This is a genomic window from Candidatus Accumulibacter phosphatis (assembly GCF_000024165.1).
Lineage (GTDB): Bacteria > Pseudomonadota > Gammaproteobacteria > Burkholderiales > Rhodocyclaceae > Accumulibacter > Accumulibacter phosphatis.
Genome location: NC_013194.1, coordinates 2,851,641 through 2,877,425, shown reverse-complemented (window position 1 = coordinate 2,877,425; position 25,785 = coordinate 2,851,641). Strand labels below are relative to the sequence as shown.

Below are 25,785 nucleotides of genomic sequence, written 5' to 3'. Positions count from 1 at the left end.
CCTCTCGGCTGCTACTTTTTGGTCCGATTGTTGACGATGCGAACAAACGAACGCGAGCGCAGTTCGTCCAGTGTGATTCCGGTCGCCAGCACTTCCTGCTCGGTGATCGCTCCGCACGCCATCCCACGCAGGAAGAAGTTCAGGAGCCCCTGACCAGTCGCCGCATCGTCGAAGGTGTTGCCCACCAGCGTTGCCTGGGCGGCCTTGTTGAGGAAAGCGTTCAAGCGCGCCGAGGCATCCTGCAGGCCGCTGAGGAAGAAGGTGTCGACGGCCGCATAACGCACCGGCAATTGCCCCGGATTCAGATCCCAGCCCTGATAGTAGGCATGGCGCATCGAATGCATGATATTGTCATAATGCAGCTTCCAGGCACCATGCACCACCGCGCGGTTCTCATCCATCTGCTGGGGCGACAGCGGCGCGTCCCTGGTGGCCTTGTGCGGTCCGATCGGCATGCTCGTGGTCGCGCCGTCGCTGATCGTGATGCCGGTTCCCGCGAGGCTGACCTGCAGCACATGGCGGGCAAAATCGCAGGTCGGATGGGTGTGGCTCTGGTGCGCCGCCGTGATGTTGCACGACGCCGTGTAATCATAAGTCCCGAAAATCGCTGAACGGCAGCGGTGACCGGCGGCTGCCACGAGCAGCGGCACCGTGTTTTCGCCCTTGTGGTTGATGATCGACTGCGTGGTTTCGATCATGATTTCCATTCTCAGCGAATCCTTTGGGAAGCCAAGCCTGGCTTCCAGATTCTCCAGTACCTTCGCGCAGGTGGAAACCTGAGTCGGCGTGGTGACCTTGGGGAGCGTTACGATAAAGTTCTGCGGCAGTTTGCCGCCGGTTTTTTCGGACAAACGGGTCAGGAAGATGTCCAGGGTACGAATCGAGCGAACCTTGCACTCGTCCGAAAAGGTTTTTACCCGAATACCGATAAACGGTGAGAGCAGATTTTCGCTCATGCCTTTGGCCACCTCGTCGGCAGCCGCGACGGCATGGCCGTCTTCCTCCTCGTCCGGGCGGTTGCCGTAGCCATCCTCGAAGTCGATGCGGTTGTCTTCGATGGGCTCGCTTTGCAGCTTCTTCAGTACCCGGTTGTATACCGTGAAGGCCAGCCAGGCGGCCGGCTTGATCTCGCGCACGTAGTCGGGATTCGCTTCCAGCGCACGCGTCAGACTTTCGATATAGATGGGGTTCGTCGGCAGCGCATCGGCGCCCGGCAGACCCAGCACACGGGCAAATACGTGGTAATTGGGCGCATAGGTGTCGAGCGTCTTGAGCGCAACTTCACCCAACTTGCCGGCAAACCCTGCCTTGAAGAGGTTGGCCCCCCCGTAAACGGTGTGAACCGGCTGTCTCTCAAAGGAATCCGCTGGATAGTGAGACTTGAAATCGGCATTCGAATCGTGCAACTCGTTGTAATAGCCATGCAGTTCATCAGGGGTCAGCGTGAGCTTCATATGTTGCCTCCGTAATCGTTGCTGGGAATACACCTACATCAGGGGGTCCGAAAACACCGCTCCCGGAACGCGCGCGGCTTACGCCGACGGTCTCGATGCACCGAAACGCGCGCTCCGGGCAATGGGGGATAATACGAGCCAGCACCCGAAGACGTTCCTCCGGTCGAAGCAAGACCGTTGCGTACGGCTCGCTTGACGGCGGGTACTGAAGGGGAAAGAAGGATCCTCCGGTCGAGACGATCAACGCGGAGGGCGGCCCGAATGCCGACGCTGCTGATTCGGCAAGCCGGCGTGCGCAGCGCAGACTGGCCGATCAGCGCGCCCGGTCGGGCGCCTCTACGAAACAACAGGATGGGATTGGTAAGGTCGGCGACTCGGCGAGTGCGCAGATCGAATGCATCAAGCAGCGCCAGCGTTGGCTGTGGGGCAAAGGCGGCACGGAAAAGCCCGACCGGAGGGTGCTGTTGCGGGAGCACGGCGTCCGATTCCTCGCGGTCAATCGATGCGCGCCATAGCACTACAGGACGCTCCCGGGGGGCTGTTGAGTCGGGCCGGTTCCACCTGCGGCCTGACGCTGTCGCGGTACCACGGATTCCGGCTGGTCGTCGGCGGGCACCCCGGGCTGAGGAATTGCCGCCTTCTTTCGTGCCTCATCAGTCTTTTTTCCTCATGACAGCGCTCAGTACGGATGCCTGGAAACCGGGATCGAGTATATAAATTCTAGCCCTTCCTGCTGTTTCTCCGCAAGATGATTGTGGACATTGTTGCAATCTGCCGGCACCCACGCGGCTGGGGTGAAGAGCGTGATTCCGAGAAACGTTCAGGCGCTGTGATCGCCCTGGCAGCGGTACCCTGCCAGGGCGACCACGGGCCGGCGAAGTCGAACGCACCTGGGGTGCGAAGCACTCGTGGCCAGCGTGGATGGCCACGGCTTTCGTCTGATCCAGTCCAGCACCCGGTGTTCCCCAGATTCACATTGCCTTGCCGCCGGCCTACTGCCCCTCATTCCCCGCGAATCAGCGCCACCAGGTCCTCGGTCGAGGGTAGGGCGCTGGCTTCGCCTTCGGCGAGGATGCTGTCGGCGAGGGCGCGTTTTTCGTGGTGCAGGTCGACGATGCGTTCTTCGACGGTGCCGCGGGTGACCAGACGGTAGACGGTGACGGGGCGTAGCTGCCCGATGCGGTGCGCACGACCCATGGCCTGATCTTCGGCGGCCGGGTTCCACCACGGGTCGGTGATCACGACGTAGTCGGCGGCGGTGAGGTTGAGACCGAAGCCACCGGCTTTCAGGCTGATCAGGAAGAGGTCGCCTTCACCCGCCTGGAAGGCGGCGACACGCCGGCTGCGCTCGGCGGCAGGAGTGGCACCATCCAGGTACTGATAGTGAACTCCCGACTCGTCGAGCGGTTCGCGCAAGACCTGCAGGAAGTCGACGAACTGGCTGAAGACGAGGGCCTTGTGGCCGTTGGCGATCAGTTCGCTGGCGAGCTCGGCAAAGGCCTGGACCTTGGCACCCGTGATGCCGAATTCCGGGTTGCACAGTCGCGGGTCGCAGGCCGCGCGACGCAGACGGGTGAGTTGCGCGAGGATATTGAAACGTGCCTGCGCCTCGGGGGCGGCGTCGAGCGTTGCGTCGATGTCGCTCGCCGCCTCGCGGCGCAGGGCTTCGTAGTGCGCCGCTTCGGCGGCTTCCGGCGTGACGGTCAGGATCAGCTCTGTACGCGGCGGCAGGTCCTGCAGCACTTCCGACTTGGTGCGCCGCAGGATGAACGGGCCGACCAGACGCTTCAGGACGTGCTGCGCCTCGCGATCGCGGTTGCGCTCGATCGGGCCGGCGAAGCGTTCGTTGAAGCGGTGGACGCTGCCGAGCAGCCCGGGGTTGGCAAAGCGCATGATCGACCAGAGGTCGGCGAGGCGGTTTTCGACCGGCGTTCCGGTCATCGCCAGGCGAAAATCGGCCGTGAGCTCGAAGACCGCCTGCGAACGCTTCGCTGCCGCGTTCTTGATCGCCTGGGCTTCATCGGCGACGAGCGTGTGCCAGGTGCGCCCGGCGAAACGCTCCTGCGCCAGCAGGAGCAGGGTGTAGGAGACGATCAGGACGTCCTGTGGTCCGGCCTGACTGACCAGCTCGTCACGTTCGCTGTCGCCGGCTTCGCTGTAGATGCGAGCGTTCAGGGTGGGGGCGAAGCGCTGTGCCTCGGCCAGCCAGTTGCCGCAGACCGACGTCGGCGCGATCACCAGCGCCGGCCCGCCGGCGGCGCGCTCGAGAAGGACGCCGAGCGCCTGCAGGGTCTTGCCGAGGCCCATATCGTCGGCCAGGCAGCCGCCCATGCCGGCCGTCGCCAGGCGAATGGCCCACTGGTAACCGTCTTCCTGATACGGTCGCAGTGTCGCCTGCAACAGGCTCGGCAGTTTCGGTTCGATTGCCTGGGCGCCGCGCAGGCGATCGATGGCCTGGCGAAAATCCTTGCCGGCCTCGGTTTCGGTACCCTCGAGGACCTCGTCGAGCCAGGCGGCGGCGATCATCGGCGCCTTGCTGCCATCCTTGTCGGTTTCGAGGACGGCGGCCAGATCGCCCAGCTTCTGCTTCAGCGAACGCGTCAGCGCGGCGTAGACGCCATTGCCCATCGGCACGAAACGGGTCTTCTCGCGCGCCGCGGTAATCAGAGTTTCCAGCTGCAGCACCAGTCCTTCGTCGAGCGTTGCCTGCCCGGACAGGCGGAACCAGTCGCGTTCGCGGTTGATGCGCAGGCCGAGCTGCCGGCTGTCTACGCTGATGACGCGAACACTCTTGCCCTTGGGCCACTCGACCGCGGCGATGGCCGGTAGCGTCGGCAATGTTTCGACGAGGCCGAGTGCCTGCTCGGGGTCTTCGATCAACCACTCGTTGACGCCGTCGCTGCTGTCGAGGAAGGGCAGGGCGTCGAGAACCGATTCGAGGTTGCGGCGCTCGCTCGTCAAGTCGCGTTCGGTGCCCACCGTCTCGCTTCCATGCACGGCCATCAGGCGGACCCTGCCGGCCGCCGCGGGAAGCCGTGGCCCTTCCGGCCCGAGCGGCGCGACGACCAGACGCAGCGACAGGTCGTCGCCGACTGGCGACAGCTCGGCGTGCAGGCGCGAGTCGCTGTCTACCTGCCGGGTCGCCTGCGCCGAGTCGGCATGCACCTGGAAATGCGCGGCCAGTGCGCGCAGCGTCTTTTCGAGCTCGGGCTGTGCCTCCGGGGTATCGGTGGGTATCGCGAAGCGCCCGGAAACGAGACGGGCGGCCTGTCGCTGAGTCGCTGTGAAGCGCACCAGTCGCAAGCGTTGCGGCCCGTCCGCAACCAGCGTGATCAGGCTCAAGGCTTCCGTTTCGCGCCGCTCCTCGGCACTCAGCGGATAATACGCGTGGCTGGTACTTGCCGGCCGGAGCGGCGGCTCGATGCGCATCACGAAGCGGTCGCCCTGGCGGACCAGTTCGAGTTCCGGTGCCGATTCGGTCAGGTCGACGAGTTGTCCGGGCGATTCCGCCAGAGCGACGCAGGGGTGACCGACGAGGGCGACTATGGCGGCGGCGAGGTCGACGTGATAGCGACTGGTGTAGCCAGGCTCGGGGCGCAGCGCCCGCGCAACCTTGGCATCCCAGGAGGGCAAGTCCTCGTTGCCGGCGATGCGGGCGAGGCTGATCACCTTCGGTCGGCTCCAGCCGCGCGGGCCGCGCTTTTGTTCGAGCGGCTTGATCGCCAGCAGGCTTCCCTGCGCATCGATCTCGAGGGCCCACAGCAGTCGGGTCGCTTCACCGCCGGCGTCGCTCACTTGCGCGTCGCCAAGTGCTTGCAGGGCCGTGAGGACCTCTCGCCACTGTTCGCCGATACCGGCGACAAAGAACCCGCTGGGTGGATCCTGTCCCTCGAGTACCGCCTGGGCACCGTCGAGTATCCGCAGCAGTGCGTTCAGACGGCAGCGGGTCAGTTGTTCGCGCAGGGCCTGGATCACTTCGCGCCACTCGCTGGCCGGCAGCCCGGGGTCGCCTGGCAGGATCGCTTCGCCGCCGAGCCAGGCGGCCAGCAGAATCGGCCACAGCGCATCGAGGCGCAGGTCGGCAGTGGCATTCGGCCCTGGCCGGAAAGCGGAGCCGACGATGGCCGCCTTGCCGAGACGCACATCGATGGCGTGCGCCCAGTTTCCCCACGGCTCGTAGGGGTTGGGTTCGCGCCTGCCGGATTCGCCGAGGCAGAACTTGCGTGCCAGTTCCAGGTGTTTGGGTGTTTGCTGGGCCAGCAGTGCCAGCGGATAGAGCCAGGCGTAGCTCTTCGGCAGCAGATGCTTGTTGCCGCCGATTTCGCCCTTGCGTTGCTTGAGTGCGGCTTCAAAAGCCGTCTGCCCGGCTGCCCACTGGCCGTCGATGACCAATTGCGCCGCGCGCATGGCGCTGGCCAGGCCATTGTCGAATCCGTCGAGGGCCAGTTCGAGCGACTCGCGATCGCCGCGTAGCAGCGCCAGATCGCCAAGTGCGGCGCGCAGTTCGCGGATCAACTCCTCGGGGTGCTGGCGCAGTTGCTCGAAGGCCCAGTCGGCGACCGGCTCGAACTCGCTCGACCAATGTACACACAGGGTGGCCACCGCCTGGTAGGCGATCTGCCAGCGCCAGTGGGGTTCGATGCGCGCGAAACTCTCGCCATCGAAACCCGACAGGACGGCCCGCATCAGGACGGTTCCCCACTCCATGGACCGGGCGATGGAGTTCCTGATGTGCGTCAGTTCCTCGCTTGGCGCACCCGAGAGGAACTTGGCGCGAACGTAGGCGATGGTTGTCGGGATGCTGCCGATGGGCCAGTAATAGCTCGAGCGGGCACGAGCCGGGTCGAAGGACTCGGTTTCGGCGACCAGGCGCGCCAGTCGGTCACCCGGATGGGTTTCGAGCAACTGGCGGTAGAGTGGTGCGCGTAGCGAGTCCACCAGTTGAAAGGCGGCCGGGCGCCGCGGATCGTCGACCAGCAGCTCACGGCGACGGAGTTCAGTGAGGGCAGCCTTCACGTCACTGGCCGCGAACGTTCGCCCGGTCTGCGTCGGCAGGCCGCACAGCCGCATCAGCTGATGCAATTCGCTCTGATTCCGGTAGGTCCAGAGGAGCGCACTGCCCAGAGCCACCTTGTACGTGTCCGGGCTGAGTCCGTGGCGGTCGAGCTGTGCGAGGGCGGAAAGGTCGAGTGTCGTCTTGTTCATCGATGGGTGTCTGTGGGGCCGCAGGAAAAGGAATCACTCGCGACTCAGCAACATCGCGTCGCCATAGCTGAAGAAGCGGTAGCCGTGCCTGATCGCGTGCGCATAGGCGGTGCGGATCGCGTCGAGACCGGCAAACGCGGAGACCAGCATCAGCAAGGTGGACTTCGGGAGGTGGAAGTTGGTGATCAGGCGGTCGACGACCTGGAACCGATAGCCGGGGGTGATGAAGATGTCGGTCTCGGCGGCACCGGCGCGCAACTCGCCGTCCTGCGCCGCTGCTTCGAGCGCGCGCAGACTGGTCGTCCCGACCGCGATCACCTTGCCGGCGCGGGCGCGCGTGCGGGCTATGGCGGCAATCGTCGCCGGCGGAATCTCGAAGCGCTCGGCGTGCATGCGGTGTTCGGCAACGGCGTGCACGCGCACCGGCTGGAAGGTCCCGGCACCCACGTGCAGCGTCAGCCAGGCGACTTCGACGGAACATGCGGCGAGTTGCCCGAGCAGCGCATCGTCGAAATGCAGGCCGGCGGTGGGCGCCGCCACGGCGCCGGGCTGGCGGGCAAAAACCGTCTGGTAGCGCGCTTCGTCGTCGCTGCCCGCGGCGTGGGTGATGTAGGGTGGCAGCGGCAGCCGCCCATGTCGTTCGATCAGCGTCCACAGATCGCCTGGGCCGGCGAGTTCCAGCGCGAAGAACTCGCCGTGTTTGCCGCTGCGTCCGCACACGTTGAGGGCGATCGCGTCTTCGAGAACGATCCGGCTGCCCGGCTTTGGCGACTTGCTGGCGCGGATCTGCGCCAGTGCGTGGCGAGCGTCGATGATGCGCTCAATGAGGACCTCGATCTGGCCCCCGCTCTCCTTGTGGCCGAAGAGGCGTGCCCGGATTACGCGCGTATCGTTGAACACCAGCAGATCGCCGGCGTCGACCAGTTGCGGAAGCTCACTGAAGCGGCGGTCGTGCAAGCCGCCATCGGCGAGTTCCAACAGGCGGCTCGCCGTACGTTCGGGCGTCGGCTGCTGGGCGATCAGCTCAGTGGGGAGGTCGAAATCGAAATCGTCGATGGTGAGCATGTGGGGTTCTGTCGGGTGAAGCACGCTGGGGAATCGATCAGGCCGTCGAGGCGGCCGGTGCCTGCGGGCCAGTGGTCCTCGCAAACTCGCCGCCGGCAGCCTTTGCCGAGGTCGTTGCACAAGGTCTTCGAGCCAATCAATTCGTTGCTTGGGTTCATCTTCCGGCGAATCGGCAGTGGCCCGCAAACGCTCGGCAATCAGCTCTTGGCGGCAAACAGCCGTGCGACATCGGCGAGCATGCGATGATACTCAATCTCGCCGAGATACGAGTTGAAGATGTGCATGGGTCGAAACAGCGCCTTGCCGCTGGCCTTGGCACTTGCCATTGCTTCGATGACTTCGATGACTTCGATGAAAGCTCGCCGGTTATCCAGCGGCAGGTCCCAGCCCATCCCTTTCTCCTGCAGGTTTCGCCATGGCGTCTTGTCGGAAATCAGTACCGGCACCCCAACCGACAGGGCTTCATTGATGGCGTGCCCAAAGTTCTCCGAAAACGGGGGAAGGAAGAACCGGTCATAGCCAGGAAGCACCGTGTGGACTAGCTGTTGGCAGTGACCCCGCGCACTCGCCATAGACCAGTCCTCACAAAGAAGGTCGGCGACCGGGTGGCGAGATGTCGTTTTCCGGGGCGGCGCATGAGAAGGCCAGCGGACGCGTGCCGAGTGTAGGAGGCGCGATCGAGCCCTGTCAATCCGGGGTCCCTGCACGGGCAGGGGATGTGTCATGCGGGCATGCTCGCGTGGCACATCGCTCGGGACGTTCCAGGTGCAAGCGAAGCGGAGCGCCGAACTCGCGTTCCTGTCGTATTACGACTCCATGGTTGGGTAGTCGGTATAGCCTTCGGGTCCCGGTGTGTAGAAGGTGGCGGCATTAGGCCGATTGAGCGGTGCGCCCGCCTTGATGCGTGCTGGCAGATCAGGATTGGCGAGGAAGCTGGTGCCAAAGGCGACGGCGTCCACTTTCCCTTCCGCAATGGTCTGGTCCGCTTCCATGGCAGTGTAGCCCATGTTGCCGATCAGCGTTCCCTTGTAGTTGGCTCGGACAGGCGTCAGCACGTCGCCGCTTTGCTGCTGGAAGAAGTCGCCGCGCATCAGGTGCAGGTAAGCGAGCTGAAAATCGTTGAGCCGCCGGGCGAGCCAGGTGGCAAGCCCGATCGGGTCGCTGTCGATCATGCTGTTGTAGCTGTTGAGCGGCGAAAGGCGCAGGCCGACCCGCTCGCTGCCCCAAACGCCGATGACCGCGGCGATGACTTCGAAGAGCAGGCGCGCGCGGTTCTCGACCGGGCCGCCGTAGGGGCCGGTGCGCTTGTTGGCGCCGTCGCGCAGGAACTCGTCGAGCAGGTAGCCATTGGCACCATGCACTTCAACCCCGTCGAAGCCCGCCGCCCGGGCATTCTCGGCCGCTTTCGCGAAGCCGGCGACGATGCCGGGCAGTTCGTCGTCGCGGAGTTCCCGAGGGGTGACGTAGGGCTTCTTGCCTTCCGGCGTGTGTACCTCGTCGCCGGTGATCGGTATGGCGCTGGGGGCGACCGGCTGCGCGCCGTTGTTGAGCAGCGGATGACACGCCCGCCCGCCGTGCCAGATCTGGAGGAAGATGCGCCCGCCGGCAGCGTGCACCGCCGCGGTGGTCCTCCGCCAGCCGGCGACCTGGGCCGCCGAGTGAATTCCGGGCTCCATCCAGAATGATGAGTTGCCCGGCATGGCCATCGTCGCTTCGGCGATGATCAGTCCGGCGCTCGCCCGCTGGGCGTAGTACTCACTCATCAAGGCGGTGGGGACGTGCTCGGCATCAGCCCGGCAACGGGTCAGCGGGGCCATGAAAATCCGGTTTGGCGCCGTCAGGGCGCCAACTGTAAGCGGGCTGAAAAGCGTGTTCATTTGCTACGAGTCTCCAGAGAATGGGCGGGACGACGACCAACTACGGGTCGACCACCGATAGATGCGGGGAACGAGAATCGTCCAGGCAGCGCCGCCTGTCAAGCCAACCAATGCCCCGACGATGAACAAGGTTCAGTCGTCCGGCTTGAGCGCCCTGACGCTGACGATCAGAACAAGACGGCAAGTCGCGAAAGTGCGTCCAGGTCGGCGTGTTTCGGCGTGCGCCTGATCGAATCGGGCCATGCCGTTCCCCACCGGTAGTGCCTGCGGGGTGCGCCGGTGCAGGACCGAGTATAGCCGGGTAAGGGTCTTGCCGGGTAAGACTTGTGCTTGTCGGCCGCCCGAGAATCGGCGATAATCGTCGCCTCTTCCGGCGCGCACCGCGCGCGCCAGCAGCCGAGATGGCGGAATCGGTAGACGCAGCGGACTCAAAATCCGCCGATGGAAACATCGTGGGGGTTCGATTCCCCCTCTCGGCACCATCAAGACCACTAGCCCGTGCCAGCAAAGTCGCGGTTCATCACACCTTCGCAGACCCATGGTCGGTGCGGGCGATGCGGCCGCTTCCCGGGCGCCGCGTGCGCCGTGCTCTCCTGGTGAGCGCAAGCGGGCAACCAAGCCGACTCGGCTGCTGGTGGCTGGCCATCCGGCCGAAGACGTTGACCGTTTCCCTCGTCCCGGTGCTCGTCGGGCACGCGCTGGCCTGGTCGCAGCAGGGCCACCTGTCCGGGTGGCCGGCGCTTGTCGCGCTGCTGGCGGCCTTGCTGATCCAGATCGGCACCAACCTGCACAATGATGTCTCCGACTTCGAGCGCGGCAGCGATACCCCGGAGAGGCTCGGGCCGCCGCGTGCCACGGCCATGGGCTGGCTTCCGGGGGCTGTTGTACGGCGTGCGGCGTGGATCGCCTTTGCGCTGGCGTTCAATTTCGGGATCTACCTCGCCTGGCATGGCGGCTGGCCGATCGTCGTCATCGGTCTGGCTTCGCTGCTCGCCGGCTGGGCCTACACCGGCGGACCGCGGCCAGTAGCCTATACGCCGCTCGGCGAACTGTTCGTGCTGCTCTTCTTCGGGTTGGTGGCGGTCGGCGGCAGCTACTACCTGCAGACGCTGTCGATCCGCTCACCAGCCTTGCTCGCCGGCGCCATGGTCGGATTGTTCGGCGCTGCCGTGATCACGGTCAACAACACGCGCGACCTTGCCATCGACGCGCGGGTTGGCAGACGTACCCTGGCCGTCGTTCTCGGCCGGCGGTCGGCGGCCTGGGTCTATACGGCCGAGATGTTGCTGCCTTTTGTCCTGCTACCCGGGCTTGCCGTACTCGCCGGAGGCGGCTTGCAACTCGCCGTGCCGCTGTTGTTGCTTCCGCTCGCACTGCGCCACATCGGCCGCTTCCGGCGCGCGGCAGACGGACCGGTCTTCAATGCACTGCTGGCGGCTACGGCAAGACTGCAGTTGTTCTTCGGTGTCCTGCTGACGCTGGCGATAGTGGTCTGACGGTTCTCAGTCCCGCTCGCCGGACGGCCGCGGGCGGAACCACGCGAGTTTCTGCTGCAGGCGGACGACCGTGCCGACGATGATCAGCGCCGGCGACCTGATTCCGGCTGCCGCGACCTTCTCCGGAAGGGTTCCCAGATCGGCCGTGAGGACCCGCTGGCGACTGGTCGTGCCGTTCTGCACGACGGCGGCCGGATGGTCGGCGGGCAGGCCGTGCGCGATCATCTGGCGGCAGATCTCGGGGAGACCACCGACGCCCATGTAGAAGACGACGGTCAGGCGCGGGCGAGCGAGCGAGGGCCAGTCGAGGTTGATCGTCCCATCCTTGAGGTGGCCGGTGGCGAAAGCCACCGCCTGCGCGTGGTCGCGGTGCGTCAGCGGTATGCCGGCATAGGCCGCACAACCGGCGGCGGCGGTGACTCCCGGAACCACCTCGAAGGGAACGCCAGAGTCGACGAGAGTCTCGATCTCTTCGCCGCCGCGCCCGAAAACGAAGGGGTCGCCCCCTTTCAGGCGGACCACTTTCTTGCCCGCACGCGCCAGGCGCACCAGGAGGCGATTGAGTTCGGCCTGCGGCACCGAATGATTCGAGCTTTCCTTGCCCGCATAGATCTTCTCGGCGTCAGGGCGCGCCAGATCAAGCACCCCCTCGGCAATCAGGTGATCGTAGACGATCGCATCCGCCTCGCCGATCAGCCTTGCCGCGCGCAGGGTCAGCAACTCGAGTTCGCCCGGGCCGCTGCCGACGATATACACGCTTCCGACTGACTGCGACGAGGGCGCTTGACTCATGTTGTTGTTCCATCCTGGGCTGAGTTGCAAGCATAAGCGTCGAGCGCGGGTCTTTTCAACCCGAATTCACGACTGCCGATTGATCGGCATGGACGATTTGATTGAAGTCAAGGAATCCGGGGGTGCAGGCATGCCATCCTGTGCGGAGTCTGACATGGATCTGACCAGGGGCGACAGCCGAGCAATTTCACGAGGAGAGGGAACAAGGAATGCAGAAGGGAATCCGTAGCGTATTGATGCTGGCAGTGCTGCCGGTAGCGATGAATCTGGCATTTGCGGCGCCGGCCGAGAAAGCCGCCGCGCCGGCAGCGGCCCCTGCCGCCGCACCGGCCGCGCCGACGCTTTCGGCCGAGGACAAGGCCGCCTCCGGCAAGACCTACTTCGAACGTTGCGCCGGCTGCCACGGCATGTTGCGCAAGGGTGCGACGGGCAAAAACCTCGAACCGGCGAATACGACCAAGCTCGGCAGTTCACGTCTCGAAAAGATCATGTCCTACGGCACCGAAGGCGGCATGCCCAACTTCGACGACATCCTGACGAAGAAGGAAATCGCGAACATGGCGGCCTACGTCCAGATGCCGGCCGAAGCGCCGCCGGAGTGGAGCCTGGCCGACATCAAGGGCAGCTGGAAACTGCTGATCCCGGTCGACAAGCGGCCGACCAAGCAGATGAACAAGGTCAACCTGGCCAACGTCTTCGCGGTCACGCTGCGTGACTCCGGCGAAGTGGCGCTGATCGACGGCGACACCAAGAAAATCTGGGTGGTGATCAAGACCGGCTACGCCGTTCACATCTCGCGTATGTCGACTTCCGGCCGCTACCTGCACGTGATCGGCCGCGATGGGCGCTACGATCTGATCGACCTGTGGAGCGAGACGCCGACCACTGTCGCGACGCTGAAGGCCGGCTTCGAAGCCCGTTCGATCGAGACCACCAAGTTCAAGGGCTACGAGGACAAGTACGCCGTCGTCGGTTCCTACTGGCCACCGCAGTACACGATTCTCGACGGCCTGACGCTCGAACCGCTGAAGAACGTGTCGACGCGCGGTAATACCGTTGACGGCAACTACCATCCGGAACCGCGCGTCGCGTCGATCGTCGCTTCCGAGAGCAAGCCGGAGTGGGTGATCAACATCAAGGAAACCGGCATGATCCGGTTGGTCAACTATTCGGATCTCGCCAATCTGAAGGAAACCACGATCAACTCGGCCAAGTTCCTGCACGACGGTGGCTGGGATTCGAGCAAGCGTTACTTCCTCGTCGCTGCCAACGCGTCCAACAAGGTGGCCGTGGTCGATACCAAGGAAGGCAAGCTGGCGGCGCTGGTCGATACCGCCAAGATCCCGCACCCGGGTCGTGGCGCCAACTTCAAGCATCCGAAGTATGGTCCGGTGTGGGCGACCTCGCACCTGGGTGCCGACGTGATCAGCGTCATCGGTACCGATCCGGCCGGCAACCCGCAGTCGGCCTGGAAGGTCGTTCAGGAACTCAAGAACCACGGCGCCAACTCGCTGTTCGTGAAGACACACCCGAAGTCCGAGAACCTGTGGGCTGACGCGCCGCTGAACCCCGATCCGAAGCTGGCCGGTTCGGTCACCGTGTACAAGATCGCCGATCTCGGCAATCCTGATCCCAAGCCCGAAGTGCTTGACCTCGCGGCGGCGGCTGACCTCGGCAAGACCAAGGGCGTGCAGCGCGTCGTGCACGGCGAGTACAACGAGAAGGGTGACGAGATCTGGTTCTCGGTGTGGACCGGCAACAAGACCGAGCCGTCGGCCATCGTCGTGGTCGATGACAAGACGCGCAAGGTCAAGACGGTGATCAAGGATCCGCGTCTCGTCACGCCGACCGGCAAGTTCAACGTGTACAACACGATGCACGACATCTACTGATCGTCTGCCATCGTCTGAGGCAAGTTGGGGGGCTGCGGCCCCCCGCTTTTTGGCCGGGCTTCGCTGACACCTTCACCGGCAAGCGATCTACCGGAAGGAGGGACCGATGAAACTGCAATTCCTGCTGCTGGCCTGTACCGTCGCCTCGCCGCTGGCGCTTGCCGCGCCACCGCCGGTCGATCCGGCGATGCTCGAACTCGCCGACAAGAGCCGTTGCCTGACCTGCCACGACGTCGACGAAACCGTCCGCGGGCCGGCCTGGCGGGACGTCGCGAAGCGCTATCGGGGCAAGCCGGAAGTCGAGGAGGTACTGGTCGCCAAGGTCTATGAAGGCGGTGGCGGGGTCTGGGGTAACGACTACATGTCGGCCAACAAACGCGCCGGGATCGACAACATCCGCATTCTCGTGCGCTGGATTCTCTCGCTGCCGTGATGCAAACGGGGACTGGCCAGCGGCCCGAACGCCGACCCCATCGGGTCGGGCGCAGCCGGGGCGACGACGTAGAATGTGCGACTGGTGTCGATCGGTTTCAGCTCGTAGAACTCGCTGACCCAGATTCGAACACGGCAGCAAGCTGTCGCCGCAACCTCTTTGCCAACTCTCGCCCCATGCCGTACGCCATCGCCCTTGCCCGCGCGTGTTTCCTGGCGCTGCTTCTGCTCCCGGCCGCTGCCCGGGCGCAGGCCGTCGTAGAGCCGGCTGCGCCGTCGCCAGAGCGTCGCAAGCAACTCGTTCATCTGGTTCGTCAGGATTGCGGATCGTGCCACGGCATGACGCTGCAGGGCGGCCTCGGCCCCTCGCTGAAACCCGATGCCTTGCGCGACAAGCCAGTGGACTCGCTGGTCGCGACCATCCATGGCGGCCGGCCGGGGACGCCAATGCCGCCCTGGCATCGCTTTCTGAGCGAGGACGAGGCTCGCTGGATCGTCGAGCAGTTGCTGGCGGGCTTTCCCGAGTCGGCGAGCGCGACGCAGCGCGATGCGGCGCCCGGGCAGTAACGCGACTCGGAACAGCTGTTCAGGCGCTGCGCAGCTTCAAGGTACGCGTCAGCCAGATCGCGGCAAAGGGAAGGACCAGCCCAAGCACGATCGACACCATGAACAAGCTGCCCAGCTGGCTGTAGTCGGCCGGCGTCGTGAGCGCACTCGTCAGCGGGTCGCGGACCTCGCGGTTGACCTCGAAGATCTGGTTGAGATAGCGGGTGCCCAGTTGCGAGGCGGACAACGCCAGGTTGGTAAACGAGGCCATGACCGCGAAGTAGGTGGCCTTGAGGTTTGCCGGCGCCGAATTGGCGATCCACGCCAGCATCGGTACCATCGCGATCTGTCCCAGCGGGGACTCCAGCGCCGTGTCGATAAGGGCGATGAAACGCGCGTCTACGATCCCGCCGGTGTGCGCGGCGGTCCATTCGTGCAGGCCGTAGTACATGCCCAGCGTCGGCAGGCTGAGCAGCGTGCCGGCGAGTGTCAGGAAACCCGCGATGTAGGCGATCGAGCGTTCGGCCATGAAGCGGCGGAAGGTGAACAGGCCGAGCAGCGTCAGCACGCTGGCGATCAGCGACAGCTTCGCCAGGAAGGACTGGTCGAAACCCAGCGCGTCGATCATCCACCAGGTCGAGCCGGCGCCGGGGCCAGGGACGGCGCGGAAGACGAAGATGACGATGGCCGTGCCGAGCAGCGTGCGGCGCGAGTCGCCGTCCAGTTCGCGGAGCAGTCTGCCCATCAGAAAGACGATCACCACGAAGGAAGCGAGGAACACGATCTCCTCGCCGAACGGAAGTTGTGACAGCCCGACCGAGAGGCTGATGACCACAAACACCAGGCTGCCCCCGAGGATCCACCAGTTGGGCTGCACCGGCTCCAACGGTGGTTCGAGGAGCTCGCGCAGCCGCGCTTCGGCGAAACCGCGAGCGCGTAGCCGCTGCCGCTCCCGGCGCTGGAGCAGGGCGGCCAGCAGCACGCCGGCGACCGAGATCACCGGGATCAGCAGCGCAAGGGCGTAGACCTCACTGTAGATGGCCGCCTTGGCGTTTGGCGGCAGAGACTCGACGCCAGCGAACATGAGCACGTTCACCAGCGAGACGAGGACACCGCCGCCGATGATGGCAACTCGGCCAAGCGTCTGCAGCGTGGTGTTCATCAACCGTCGCGTCGCCGCCGGCAGAGGCTGACCGTGTTCGTCCACCCGCGGCACGGCCTCGACGGTCATGGCGTCGGCGACCACATCCTGGAGAACATAGCCGACGGGCGAGAGCAGGGCGGAGAGGACGAACCAGGCTTCGATCGACATCACCGCGCGCATGCGCAGCGGCTCGGTCACCAGCCCGAGCATGATCAACAGGCTGGTGGCGATCAGGCCGGCACCGAGCCACACCAGCCCTGCCTTGTGTCGCCAGATCAGATCGACCAGATGTCCGAGCGGCATCTTCAGCGCCCACGGGATTCCGGCCCAGAAACCGAGCGCTGCGAGGAAGGCGGCGGAGAGGCCGAGGTATTCCTTGACGAAGAAGGTGCCGACGATGCCGGTCAGCCCGGAAACTCCTGCCGCCACATAGACCATCAGCGGCGGCAGGTAGGAGAGCCGCATCTCACGGCCGAGTTCGACGAAATTGTCAACAAACCAGTGACGAATGGTGGCCAGCACGGCAGTGCTCCTTCAGGAAGCGAGGCTCGGACCGCCGGGCCGACTGCGCCACCGTTTCCGAGGGCGCGATGATAAGCGCTCGGCGAAGGCAGCAGCAAGGCGGGCGCGCCCGACCGGTAGGCGCCGACACGCCGCGATGGGTTCCCCTCGGCGAACGTTATCGCTTGTCGGCAGGCCGGTGAGCCGCTATCTTGCGGCTTTCGCCCATCTTCAGGAGCAGGACCGGTGTCCCTGCCGCTTCGCTCGCTCGCCCTGCTTTCCGCCGTCGCCGTCCTGCTGTCTGCCGGCCCACCGGCCTTTGCCGCCTCGCCGCAAACGGTATTCGAACAGGTCGCGGGGCAAGTGCGCGAACTCGAAGTTCTGGATGCCGCCGGCCAGGTGCTGGCCGCGCTATCGGCGGTGACGATCGGTGAGGCGCAGGTCGTTACCCAATGCGACCTCGTGGACGGCGCGGCGGGCTTGCGGCTGCGTGCGGAGGCTTCGCCACGGGTCGCCCGGGTGGCGCATGCGGACGTCAGGCGCAATTTGTGCCTGCTCGACGTTCCCGGTCTGCCGGGGCCACCAGCCGTCCTCGCGACGGGTCTGCCGGCCGCCGGCGCGCGCGTGCTTGCCGTCGGCAATGCGCTCGGCCTTGGCGTCGGCGTCTCCGACGGCGTCGTCGCGGCGATCCGCGAAATCGGCGGCGAGCGCCTGATCCAGCACACCGCGCCGGTGGCGCCGGGCTCGCAAGGCGGCGGCCTGTTCGACGATGGCGGTCGCTTGGTCGGGGTGATTCGCTATCGCAAGCTTGCCGGCCAGAACGTGAACTTCGCCGCACCGGCCGCGTGGATCGCCGAAATCGCCGAGCGCGCGGCGGCGCAGGGCGAACTGCGCGAATGGCGCAGGCAGGCGGTCGCGCTCGAAGGCGAGGCGCGCTGGGCAGAACTCGCGGCGCTTGCCGCGCGCCGCAGCGAGCGCGTCGCCGACGATCCGGAAGCCTGGTTCTGGCTCGCCGTCGCCAGCGAAGCGCAGGGCGACTGGCCGGCGGCCGAGCGAGCGTATCGCCAGGCGCTGGTGCGCGCTCCCGGCGACGTGACCTCGGGTCTCGGCCTGGCACGTGCACGCATCAACCAGGAGCGCTTCGACGAGGCGCTCGCCGGCGCGCGCGAACTGCTGGCGAGCCAACGCGAGGACACGCGCGTCTGGACGATGATCGGCTGGATCGAGATCCGTCGTGGGCAAGCGCCGGCCGCCGCCGACGCGCTCGCCGAAGCGATGCGGCTGGCGCCGTGGAACACGGGTGCGCAGCACCTCGCCGCGACGCTGGCGGTGAATCGGCGCGATTGGCCGACGGGCGTACGGTTGTTCCGCCAACTGACGCGCGCCGAACCGGCGAACGCCTTGTTGTGGATCCAGCTCGCCGAGGCGCAGTATGGCGCGCAGGACTACGAGCGGGCGCTGGCCGCCGCCGAGCAGTTGCTGGCGCTGTCGCCGGAACACGCCGACGGCTTGCTCTGGAAGGGTGCCGCGCTGTCGGCACTCGGCCGTCGCCAGGAAGCCATCGAGGCGCTCAGGGCGGCGCTGGCCGGCGCTCCGGCGAGCCCCGTGTTGGCCTGGCTGGCGCTCGCCAATACCTACTACGCACTGCGCCTGTTTCCTGAGGCGATCGCGGCCTATCGCCAGGCGGAGAAGTTCGCGTCGCATCGCGAAGCGGCGCAGGACAGCCTCGGCATCGCGCTCAAGGACGCTGGCCAGTTCGACGCGGCGCTGCAGTTGTTCGAAGCCGCGAAAGCGAAGCGACCGGAGGATCCTTTCGTCTGGCGCCAGATCGGTTTCGTCAATGCGGCGCTGGGCCGCAGCGAACTGGCGATCGCGGCGCTTGAACAATCGCTCAAGCTCGATGCCAAGCAGGCCAAGGTCTGGCACGCGCTGCTCGAGTCCTATCACGCCGCCGGTCGTCCGGACGACGTGCGCCGCGTCCATGCACGCCTGCTCGAACTCGACCGCGTGCATGCCGAGCAGGCCTATCGGGACTACCTGTTGCCCTACGAGTCCGCCCGATGAGAGCGATCGGCCGCTTCGTCAGCCTCGCCTGGCTGCTGCTGGCGGCGACCAGCGCGCACGCCGACCAGGCACAGGACCTCCTGGCGCGCGTGCGCGCGCAGGTGGTCACCGTTGCCGCACTCAATTCCCGCGCCCAGGTCGACAGCGAGGGCAGCGGCGTCGTCGTCCACGCAGGTCGGGTGGTGACCAACTGCCATGTCGTCGCCGAGGCGCATTCGCTTCGGCTGACGCTTGCCGACGGCCGCCAACTGGTGGCGACGCGGCTGCGTGAAGACCCGGTACGCGATCTGTGCCTGCTGGAGGTGCGGGAACTGACGGTGGCAGGAGTGGCTCGGCGTGCCCTGGCTGACGTCGGCCAGGGCGAGGCGGTCTTTGCAGTCGGCAATCCGCTTGGCCTCGGTCTGGCGGTGAGCGCCGGCGTCGTTTCGGCGATCGACCGGCGCGGTGCCGAGCCGCGCATCATCACCAGCGCCGCGGTGTCGCCCGGGTCGAGCGGCGGCGGCTTGTTCGACGGCGCCGGCCGGCTGCTCGGGATCACCAGCAGCGTCCTCGAACTCGGGCAGAACGTCAGCGTCGCGATTCCTGCCGACGCGATCGCCCGCCTCGAGCGCGACGGCCACCCGCCGGTCATGCCGCTGCCGGTCACGCCCGAGCCGGACTGGCTGGCCGTGGCCGAAGAACTGCGGCTGCGCGCCGACTGGAGCGGCCTGCTGGCACACGCCGAGCGCTGGCAGCAGGTTTACCCGACTTCGGCGGACGCGCTCGCCTCGGCCGGCTTGGCCGAGGGCAATCTCGGTCGCCTGGCGGCGGCGCGTGAGCGGCTGGTGCGCGGCGCCGCCGCCGCACCCTGGCACGCCTTGACGAGTGGCTATCTGGCACGCACGTATCTGGCCCTCGGCGATTACGCCGCGGCAGAAGCAGAGGCACGCCGGGCGACCCGCCTGCAGCCGTCCGGCGGCTACTACTGGGGTCTCCTCGGTGACGCGCTGCGTGGGCTGGCGCGCCCGGACGAGGCGGCGAGCGCCTACGCCACCGCGCTGCGCTTTTCTCCCGGACAGGCGTCGGTCTGGGAGGGCTGGGCAGATCTCGCCGCCGCTGCCGGCCAAGGCGATGAAGCTGCCGAGCGCTATCGCGTCGCCGTCCGCCTGGCGCCCAACGCCGACGGACTGCGCCGCAAACTGGCACAGGCGCTGGTACTGCGCGGCGAGGGCGCCGCCGCCGGTCGCGAACTGGCGGCCGTCAAGGACAGCGGCAAGGCCGATGACGCCAAGGCGTGGAACAACGTCGGCACCGGCGAGGAGAAGGCGGGTCGCTACCGTGAGGCCGAACAGGCCTATCGCAAGGCGCTGGCGATCGACCCCCGGCTGCCCGAGGCCTGGCACAACCTGGGCCTCGTGCTGCGCCGCTCGGGGCGTGACGACGAGGCCGCCAAGGCCTTCGAAACGGCCATCGAGCTGAATCCGCGCGCGACCGGTGCGACGATCATGCTCGCCGAGTTGCGACAACGCGCCGGGCGCACTGCCGAAGCTGCCGAACTGGCGGCGCGCGCGTGTGAGGCAGCGGACGCCCAGGTGGCCGCCTGCCGTCTGCTCGGCTCGATCGCCAGCGAGCGACGCGAGTGGGAGCGTGCCGAAAACGCCTACGCGCGCGCCACGCAGCTCGACGGCAAGCTCGCCGATGACTGGGTGGCGCTCGGTCAGGCGCGCGTGCAGCGCGGCAAGGCGGCGGAGGCGGCGGAAGCCCTGCAACGGGCTCTCGCCATCAACCCGAGCCAGGGAACGGCCTACCAGGCGCTGTCGGCGCTGCACGGGCGGCGCGGCGACTATACGAAAGCGCTCGAATACGGCGAACGCGCAACGCAGCTCGAGCCGACCGATTACCAGGCGTGGAGCAACAAGGGCTACAGCCTGCTCAAGCTGCAACGCCCGGGCGAAGCCGTGCCGGCCTTCGAGACGGCCCTGCGGCTGAAGCCCGACTTCGCCAACGCCTGGATCAACCTCGGCGAGGCGAAGATTGCGCAGCGCCAGATGGGCGAGGCGATCGCCGCACTGCGCAAGGCGCTCGAACTCTCGCCCGGCGCCAGCGACGCGCGGCTCTATCTCACCTCGGCCTACATCGGCGCCGGTCAGTTCGCGCTTGCCCGGGAGCAAGCGACATTGCTCGCCGAGAAGGTCCCGCAAGTGCCGCAGGTCTGGTATCTGATGGCGGTGGCCAATGCCGGGCTCGGCGACCGGGAAGCCGCCATCGCCGCGCATGCGCGCCTCAAGTCGCTCAATCCGGCTGCCGCCAGCGAGCTGCGCGCACGCCTGGCGGCGCTGCCCGGCAGCAAGGCCATGCCACTTCCCGAATAGTCCAGGCGAACAAGGATCGCATGTCGGCAAGCGCCCTCAACTTCACCTACCGCTACCCCTGGGCATCGGGCGTCGTCGCGTGGCCGCAGGCGCAGGCGCAGACGCTGCAACTCGCCACCTCGTCGAGCGGCGACGAACATCCGCACTTCTTCCACGGCCGCATCGAGCAGCCGCGCAGCGTTGCCGACATGCTGCTGGCGCTGCTCGACGTCGTGCGCACGCATTACTTTCTGCCGCGGCCGCCGCAGATGGACCCGGTAGTGACCAGCAACGACGCGATGTTGCGCTTCGAGGGCTTCAGCGGCTGTTGTGGCGTCTATGTGCGCGTCGATCTCGACACCGCCGGTCTGGCCGCCGAGCGGCTCGGTCGCGGAACGACCAACGTCGACTTCAACATGCCGATGCGCGCCGCGCTGATGCGCCTGCAGGACCGGGAGCGGGTCGAGTTTTCCGTTGGTCGCGAAGCCTTCACGCTGAGTCGGGGCGAGGCCCGTGTCGTCGAAAAGAAGGTGCGCCTGCCGCTGCGCTGGATCAAGGGGTTCAGCGAGGTGCAGGCTTACCTGCCGCGGCTGGTGCTGATGATCGACGTTGCCGGCGCCGAAGCGCGCCGCTTCGCGCACGGCCTGCCACTCGGCAGCATTCCCCGGCAGCCCTCGTTCATCGTCCAGTCGGGCGCTGCGCTGCGCCTGAGCCAGCGGCCAGCCGACGGCGCGGTCGCGGTCAGCGGCTTGCAGCGTCTCCGCACGCTGCCCGGGCTGGCGCAGCGCGCCGAACGTTTGCGGATCTGGAGTGACGCGGCTTCCGGCGCTTCGGCGTGGGAAGTCGTCTTCGCGGTCGGCCGGGTGACGCTGCTGGTCAGCCCGGAGACGCAGCGCGGCTTCTCGGGCGAAGGCCAGGTGTTGTCGTCGCTGGCCTCCGCCGCCTGGCAGAAAGCCCTGCCGAAGGTGCGCGCGCAACTGCGCTGGCAGAACGAGATCGACGTTGGCGAGGTGGCGCGGGCGACCGCCCTGACTGCCGGCGAGGTGGAGGCCGCACTCGCGGCGCTCGGCGCGCGCGGTCTTGCCGGCTACGATTGCGGCACCGGTCGCTACTTCCACCGCGAACTCCCCTTCGATCTCGAGCGCGTCGAGGCGATGCAGCCGCGCCTGCTCGGCGCCCGCCAACTGCTGGCCGAGAACAGGGTACGGCGGCTGGCCGTCGTCGACGCTGACGGCCATGACTTTGCCGTCGACGGCAGCGACGTCGTCCACCACGTTCGTTTGCGCGCCGACACCGACCGCTGCTCGTGTCCGTGGTTCAGCAAGCTGCACGGCGAACGCGGACCGTGCAAGCACATCCTCGCCGCGCGCCTGTTGCGTGACGGCGATGCGGATGCGCCAGCGCCTGCAGGAACGACCGGCCGAATGAGCGAGTGAGCGCATGACCGAGAAGGACTTCGCCGCTCTCGTCGTCCGCCAGTCACCGGCGGAGATCGTCGATGCCTTGCTGGCTTTGCCGGCTGAAACCCGCCGCGCGCTGGCACCAATCGCCGCCGATCTGTGGAAAGCGGTCGACGGCGGGCGCTTGCTCAACGAGTGGTTGGTCCTGCTTCCCGGGGCGTCGACGACGCGCAGCGGAAGCCTCGGGCGAAAGTGGCGCGAGCAGCACGCGAAACTCTCGCTGAGTGTCCTGGCGCTGTGCCACATCGACAAGGCCAAGCGCGTGCACTGGCTGGGTCAGCGCGATGCTGAGGTACTGCTGCGCCGTGTCTTCGCGGCACGCGACCCGGCCTGGCGCGACGCCTGGCTGCGCCATCGCTTGCGGGACGAGTTCCCGGGAGTCCCCTGGAGCTTCGTGCGTGGTCTGGTGCGCGACGGACTGTGTCGCCGACCGGAGGAGGGCGACTCACTACGCGGCTATCTGCGGCTGATGGTCAGCAACCTCAATCCGGGCTGGTCGCGGCCCGGCGTCCAGTACATTCCCCTGCGTGCGCAACTGCTCGCCGACCCCAGCCTGCTCGACGACGAGATCTGGCGGCTCTTCGAACTCGACACCAACGTCTTCGACGACGCCTGGACGCGCGGGCATCCGCAATGCCCCGCCGACTACGAGAGCTGGAGCGACGCGTTGATCGGGCTCGCCAGTGAAGGGCGTGTCGACCGGCGGCGGCTGCTCGACGCGAGTCTTGCCGGCGTGTGGACGAGCAGCAACAACAGCGTCCTCGCCGGTTACCACAAGCTGCACTCCCGGCTGGCGCCGAGCGCCGACGAACTCGACGCGCGAGAGACGGCGTACCGGGAGTTGCTCGGCCACCGCACTGGCCATGTCGTTGGTTTCGCGCTCAGGCAACTCGGGTTGATCGTGCGTCGGCGGCCGCTGCCCGGCGAGCCGACGCTGGCCGCGATGCCGCCACTGTTCGCGCTGCCGGCCAAGGCGCAGCCGTTGGCGGCGCTGAAGCTCGTCGGCCGGCTCCTGAAGCAGGAAGAGCTGGCGGGCGATCTGGCTGAGGCCGCGCACGCCGTGCTGTGCGAAGCACTGCGACATCCGGCGAGCGAAGTTCAGCAGGTGGCAGCGCAGTTCCTCTGCGCGTACGTCGGCGCCTGGAGCGACGACCAGCTCGAACGCGTGCGCCGCTTTGCGGACGAACTGGCGCCGCTGGCGCGCGCGCAACTTGCCGGGCTCGGTGCCGAGGTGGCAGCCGTCCACCCGGCGCTGCGGCTGGCGGCCGATGCCGCTGCCGAGGCGGCGGCGAACTCGGCAGAGCAACAATGGCGCACGCGCCTGCAGGCGCTGCCGCCTCGCCTGCGCACTTTGGGCGGCATGTGTGGATTGGGCGGATCGGCCGGCGAAGTCGACTTCTCCCGGCCACCACCGCCCCTGGCCTTCGCGCTGAGCGACCTGCCGGTCCTGACGAAGCTGCCGCCACTGCTCCCCATCACCAGCGTCGACGAACTGATCGACGGCGTCGCGCACGCCATCGAGGCGATCGATTCGGTCGACGAAGTCGAGCGCCTCGTCGACGGCATCGCGCGCCTCTTCGACGACCGGCCCGCCGACTTCGCCGCGCGCACGCAGGCGCTGGTCAAGCGGATGTACACCGGTGCGCTCGCCGACGCGCGCGGCCTCGTCCTGCCCGGCGCTCCGAACGGCCTGCGCGATCTGGTGCTGACCTGGCTCGAAGGCCGCCTGCAGCATACCCACTATCCCTTCTGGCGGCAGGTGCGCGGGCCGATGCGCTTCGTCGACCGGCGACTGCGGGAGCTTACCCGGCACCTCGACCGGCACGGCGCGCTGCAACCGCTGGCGACGCCGACGCATGCGCACGGCTGGATCGCGCCGTGTGTTCTGGTCGAGCGCCTGACCGGCTACGAACTGGCAGGCCGGCGACCGCTCGCCAGCGACCTCCTGCAGGCCCTGCTGCGCCTGGCGCCCGATGGCCGTGGTGAAGCGCTGGCGCTGGCCGGTGAGCTGCGCGGCGACTGGGCGCCGGCAGTACGTTGGGCGCTCGGCGGCGCGGACGGTGCGCACGCGCAGGACAGGAAGCAGACGGCCCTGTGGATCGCCGCCGGCCGCGCGCGCGCCCCGCACGCCGATCTGAGCGGCCCGCTGGCGGCGCTCGACTTGCGTCTCGACTGGCCGGACGTTCTGCGCCCCGCCAGCTATCAGTGGCAAGCCGGGACGCGCACGCTGCGCCGGCATCGCCGTGAAACGACCTACCCGAGCCTCGACCTGCACGTCTCGCCGGCGTACTCGGCAGCGCCACAGGCGCCAACGCACGCCTGGGGAGCGAGGGCGAAGCTTAACGCCGGCGCTGCCTGGCTGCGGCGTTGCGCCGGCTGGCTGCGTCTGGCGGCCCCGGCGCTGGCGCTGCGCACGCTCGACCCGAGCCTCGCCGTGCCGACCTGCCTGGCGCACGAGTCGGCGCCGCACCGCTCGCTGGCCGTCGGCTACTCGGCGCCCTGGCTGATCGAATGGACGCAGATACTCTGGCCACTCAATGTCGACGCGTCGCTGGCGCTCGGCGCACGCCTGATGGTCGAGCGTATCGACCTCACGGCGAGCTCCGGCGAACCCCTGCATGCTTTCCTGACGCCGCTGTTCGAGAGCAACCGGCCGTGGTCGGAGATGGGAAAGCTGGCGCTGTCGATCGCCCTGGCCAGCCGCGACGGCGATCTGCGCCGGCTGGCGACGGACCTGCTGATCGAAGGCATCGCCGACGGCCGCGCCGATCCCGGCGAGCTGGCCGGCGTGCTGCGCCGTCTGGCCGCCGGCGGTTGGCTGAAAGCCAATCGCCTGAGCGAGACGCTCGGCGAAGTCGCGCGCGTTTCGCCACTGCACCAGTGGGCGGTGGCCGGCATCATCGAGGGTGCGCTCGATGTCTTTCTGGCGCAGACCGGCAAGGCCAACGTCGCCCTCGAACTGCTGCATGAACTGCTGGTTGACCTGAACTGCGGGCCCACGGCGGAAACGGCGCAAGGCCTCTCCGCAATCACCAGCGGCAAGGCGGGAATCGCTGCCAGGGCAATCGCCGGTCTGGCCGAACGGCCTTCGCTGCGAACTTCGCCGAAAGCCCTGTGTCATGTTTGGGAGGCGCGACTGGCGCGGCTTGACGCCTGGGCGCTGGCCGAGAGGCGCTACGTACGGGACGTGCGCGAGATTCCGGCAAGCTCGATGGTCAGCGGGCAAGGCCCGGAAGACGGTCAGTGCGGTTAGGGGCGACAGGCGGAACCCGGACGGTGAGCGGCAGAAATCATGACCTGGGGTCGAGGGAGCCTGACTCAGGTCTTCATGGATTCTTTCGACCGGGCGCTTCAGGCCGACGCTTTCCAGCCGCAGTCGCTCGCCGGGACCGACGCTGACTATCTACTGAGCACGCTTTGTTCAGGCGGTGGAGTGTCATGCGCTCACCGACGCGCCGTGTCATCGAACGAGGCACTGGCGATTGCTTGGCCGTCCGCCAGGCGTGTTCGGTGTCCATGTGTCTTGC

15 protein-coding genes and 1 tRNA gene are annotated in these 25,785 nt (G+C 67.1%); 9 read left to right on the top strand and 7 right to left on the bottom strand.

Features of this window, described 5'->3' with window-relative positions; translation table 11 throughout:
• Positions 1 to 11: 11 nt before the first annotated feature.
• The 5 genes from CAP2UW1_RS12455 to CAP2UW1_RS12435 form a co-directional block, all read right to left on the bottom strand.
• Complete coding sequence (locus CAP2UW1_RS12455; RefSeq protein ID WP_015766969.1) at positions 12 to 1,454, bottom strand: DUF6986 family protein; 1,443 nt, start codon at positions 1,452 to 1,454, stop codon at positions 12 to 14.
• Positions 1,455 to 2,456: 1,002 nt separating this feature from the next.
• Positions 2,457 to 6,659, bottom strand: a complete 4,203-nt coding sequence (locus CAP2UW1_RS12450; RefSeq protein WP_015766968.1) for an SNF2-related protein — start codon at positions 6,657 to 6,659, stop codon at positions 2,457 to 2,459.
• Positions 6,660 to 6,692: 33 nt separating this feature from the next.
• Entirely contained in the window at positions 6,693 to 7,724 is a 1,032-nt protein-coding gene (gene queA, locus CAP2UW1_RS12445) for a tRNA preQ1(34) S-adenosylmethionine ribosyltransferase-isomerase QueA (protein WP_015766967.1), read from the bottom strand.
• A 197-nt stretch (positions 7,725 to 7,921) separates the two neighbouring features.
• Positions 7,922 to 8,296, bottom strand: coding sequence for a hypothetical protein (locus CAP2UW1_RS25085; RefSeq protein ID WP_085953041.1), 375 nt, complete (start codon positions 8,294 to 8,296; stop codon positions 7,922 to 7,924).
• 234 nt (positions 8,297 to 8,530) lie between these two features.
• Positions 8,531 to 9,601, bottom strand: a complete 1,071-nt coding sequence (locus CAP2UW1_RS12435) for an alkene reductase (RefSeq protein WP_015766966.1) — start codon at positions 9,599 to 9,601, stop codon at positions 8,531 to 8,533.
• Positions 9,602 to 9,996: 395 nt separating this feature from the next.
• Here CAP2UW1_RS12435 and CAP2UW1_RS12430 point away from each other — a divergent pair.
• Positions 9,997 to 10,083, top strand: a tRNA-Leu gene (locus tag CAP2UW1_RS12430).
• A gap of 72 nt (positions 10,084 to 10,155) precedes the next feature.
• Complete coding sequence (locus CAP2UW1_RS12425) at positions 10,156 to 11,097, top strand: 1,4-dihydroxy-2-naphthoate polyprenyltransferase (RefSeq protein WP_015766965.1); 942 nt, start codon at positions 10,156 to 10,158, stop codon at positions 11,095 to 11,097.
• Positions 11,098 to 11,103: 6 nt separating this feature from the next.
• Here the strand turns inward: CAP2UW1_RS12425 and cobA are convergent, their stop codons facing one another.
• The gene (gene cobA / locus CAP2UW1_RS12420; RefSeq protein WP_015766964.1) at positions 11,104 to 11,889 is read right to left on the bottom strand and encodes a uroporphyrinogen-III C-methyltransferase; all 786 of its coding nucleotides are present in this window, start codon (positions 11,887 to 11,889) and stop codon (positions 11,104 to 11,106) included.
• 209 nt (positions 11,890 to 12,098) lie between these two features.
• On the opposite strand from cobA, the gene CAP2UW1_RS12415 reads away from it, so the two are divergent.
• From CAP2UW1_RS12415 to CAP2UW1_RS12405, 3 genes are all read left to right on the top strand, one after another.
• Positions 12,099 to 13,781 (top strand): cytochrome D1 domain-containing protein, encoded by a 1,683-nt coding sequence (locus CAP2UW1_RS12415; RefSeq protein ID WP_015766963.1) that lies wholly within the window; start codon positions 12,099 to 12,101, stop codon positions 13,779 to 13,781.
• Positions 13,782 to 13,887: 106 nt separating this feature from the next.
• Positions 13,888 to 14,214 carry a c-type cytochrome gene (locus tag CAP2UW1_RS12410; RefSeq protein ID WP_015766962.1) on the top strand — a complete coding sequence of 109 codons (327 nt, stop codon included), beginning with the start codon at positions 13,888 to 13,890 and terminating at the stop codon, positions 14,212 to 14,214.
• A gap of 176 nt (positions 14,215 to 14,390) precedes the next feature.
• Positions 14,391 to 14,780 (top strand): c-type cytochrome, encoded by a 390-nt coding sequence (locus tag CAP2UW1_RS12405; protein WP_015766961.1) that lies wholly within the window; start codon positions 14,391 to 14,393, stop codon positions 14,778 to 14,780.
• 19 nt (positions 14,781 to 14,799) lie between these two features.
• On the opposite strand, the gene CAP2UW1_RS12400 is transcribed toward CAP2UW1_RS12405, so the two are convergent.
• On the bottom strand, positions 14,800 to 16,425 hold the full coding sequence (locus tag CAP2UW1_RS12400; RefSeq protein ID WP_015766960.1) for an MFS transporter: 1,626 nt from the start codon (positions 16,423 to 16,425) through the stop codon (positions 14,800 to 14,802).
• Between the two features lie 225 nt (positions 16,426 to 16,650).
• Here CAP2UW1_RS12400 and CAP2UW1_RS12395 point away from each other — a divergent pair, with 225 nt between their 5' ends.
• Genes CAP2UW1_RS12395 through CAP2UW1_RS12380 form a run of 4 tightly spaced genes read left to right on the top strand, consistent with a single transcriptional unit; the run spans position 16,651 to position 25,511 of the window.
• Positions 16,651 to 18,468: a serine protease gene (locus CAP2UW1_RS12395; protein ID WP_015766959.1), complete on the top strand. Its 1,818-nt coding sequence runs from the start codon at positions 16,651 to 16,653 to the stop codon at positions 18,466 to 18,468.
• Positions 18,465 to 20,819 (top strand): tetratricopeptide repeat protein, encoded by a 2,355-nt coding sequence (locus tag CAP2UW1_RS12390; protein WP_015766958.1) that lies wholly within the window; start codon positions 18,465 to 18,467, stop codon positions 20,817 to 20,819. The genes CAP2UW1_RS12395 and CAP2UW1_RS12390 overlap by 4 nt, the downstream gene beginning before the upstream one ends.
• A gap of 20 nt (positions 20,820 to 20,839) precedes the next feature.
• Positions 20,840 to 22,234, top strand: a complete 1,395-nt coding sequence (locus tag CAP2UW1_RS12385) for an SWIM zinc finger family protein (RefSeq protein ID WP_015766957.1) — start codon at positions 20,840 to 20,842, stop codon at positions 22,232 to 22,234.
• A 4-nt stretch (positions 22,235 to 22,238) separates the two neighbouring features.
• The gene (locus CAP2UW1_RS12380; RefSeq protein ID WP_015766956.1) at positions 22,239 to 25,511 is read left to right on the top strand and encodes a DUF6493 family protein; all 3,273 of its coding nucleotides are present in this window, start codon (positions 22,239 to 22,241) and stop codon (positions 25,509 to 25,511) included.
• Positions 25,512 to 25,785: the final 274 nt, after the last annotated feature.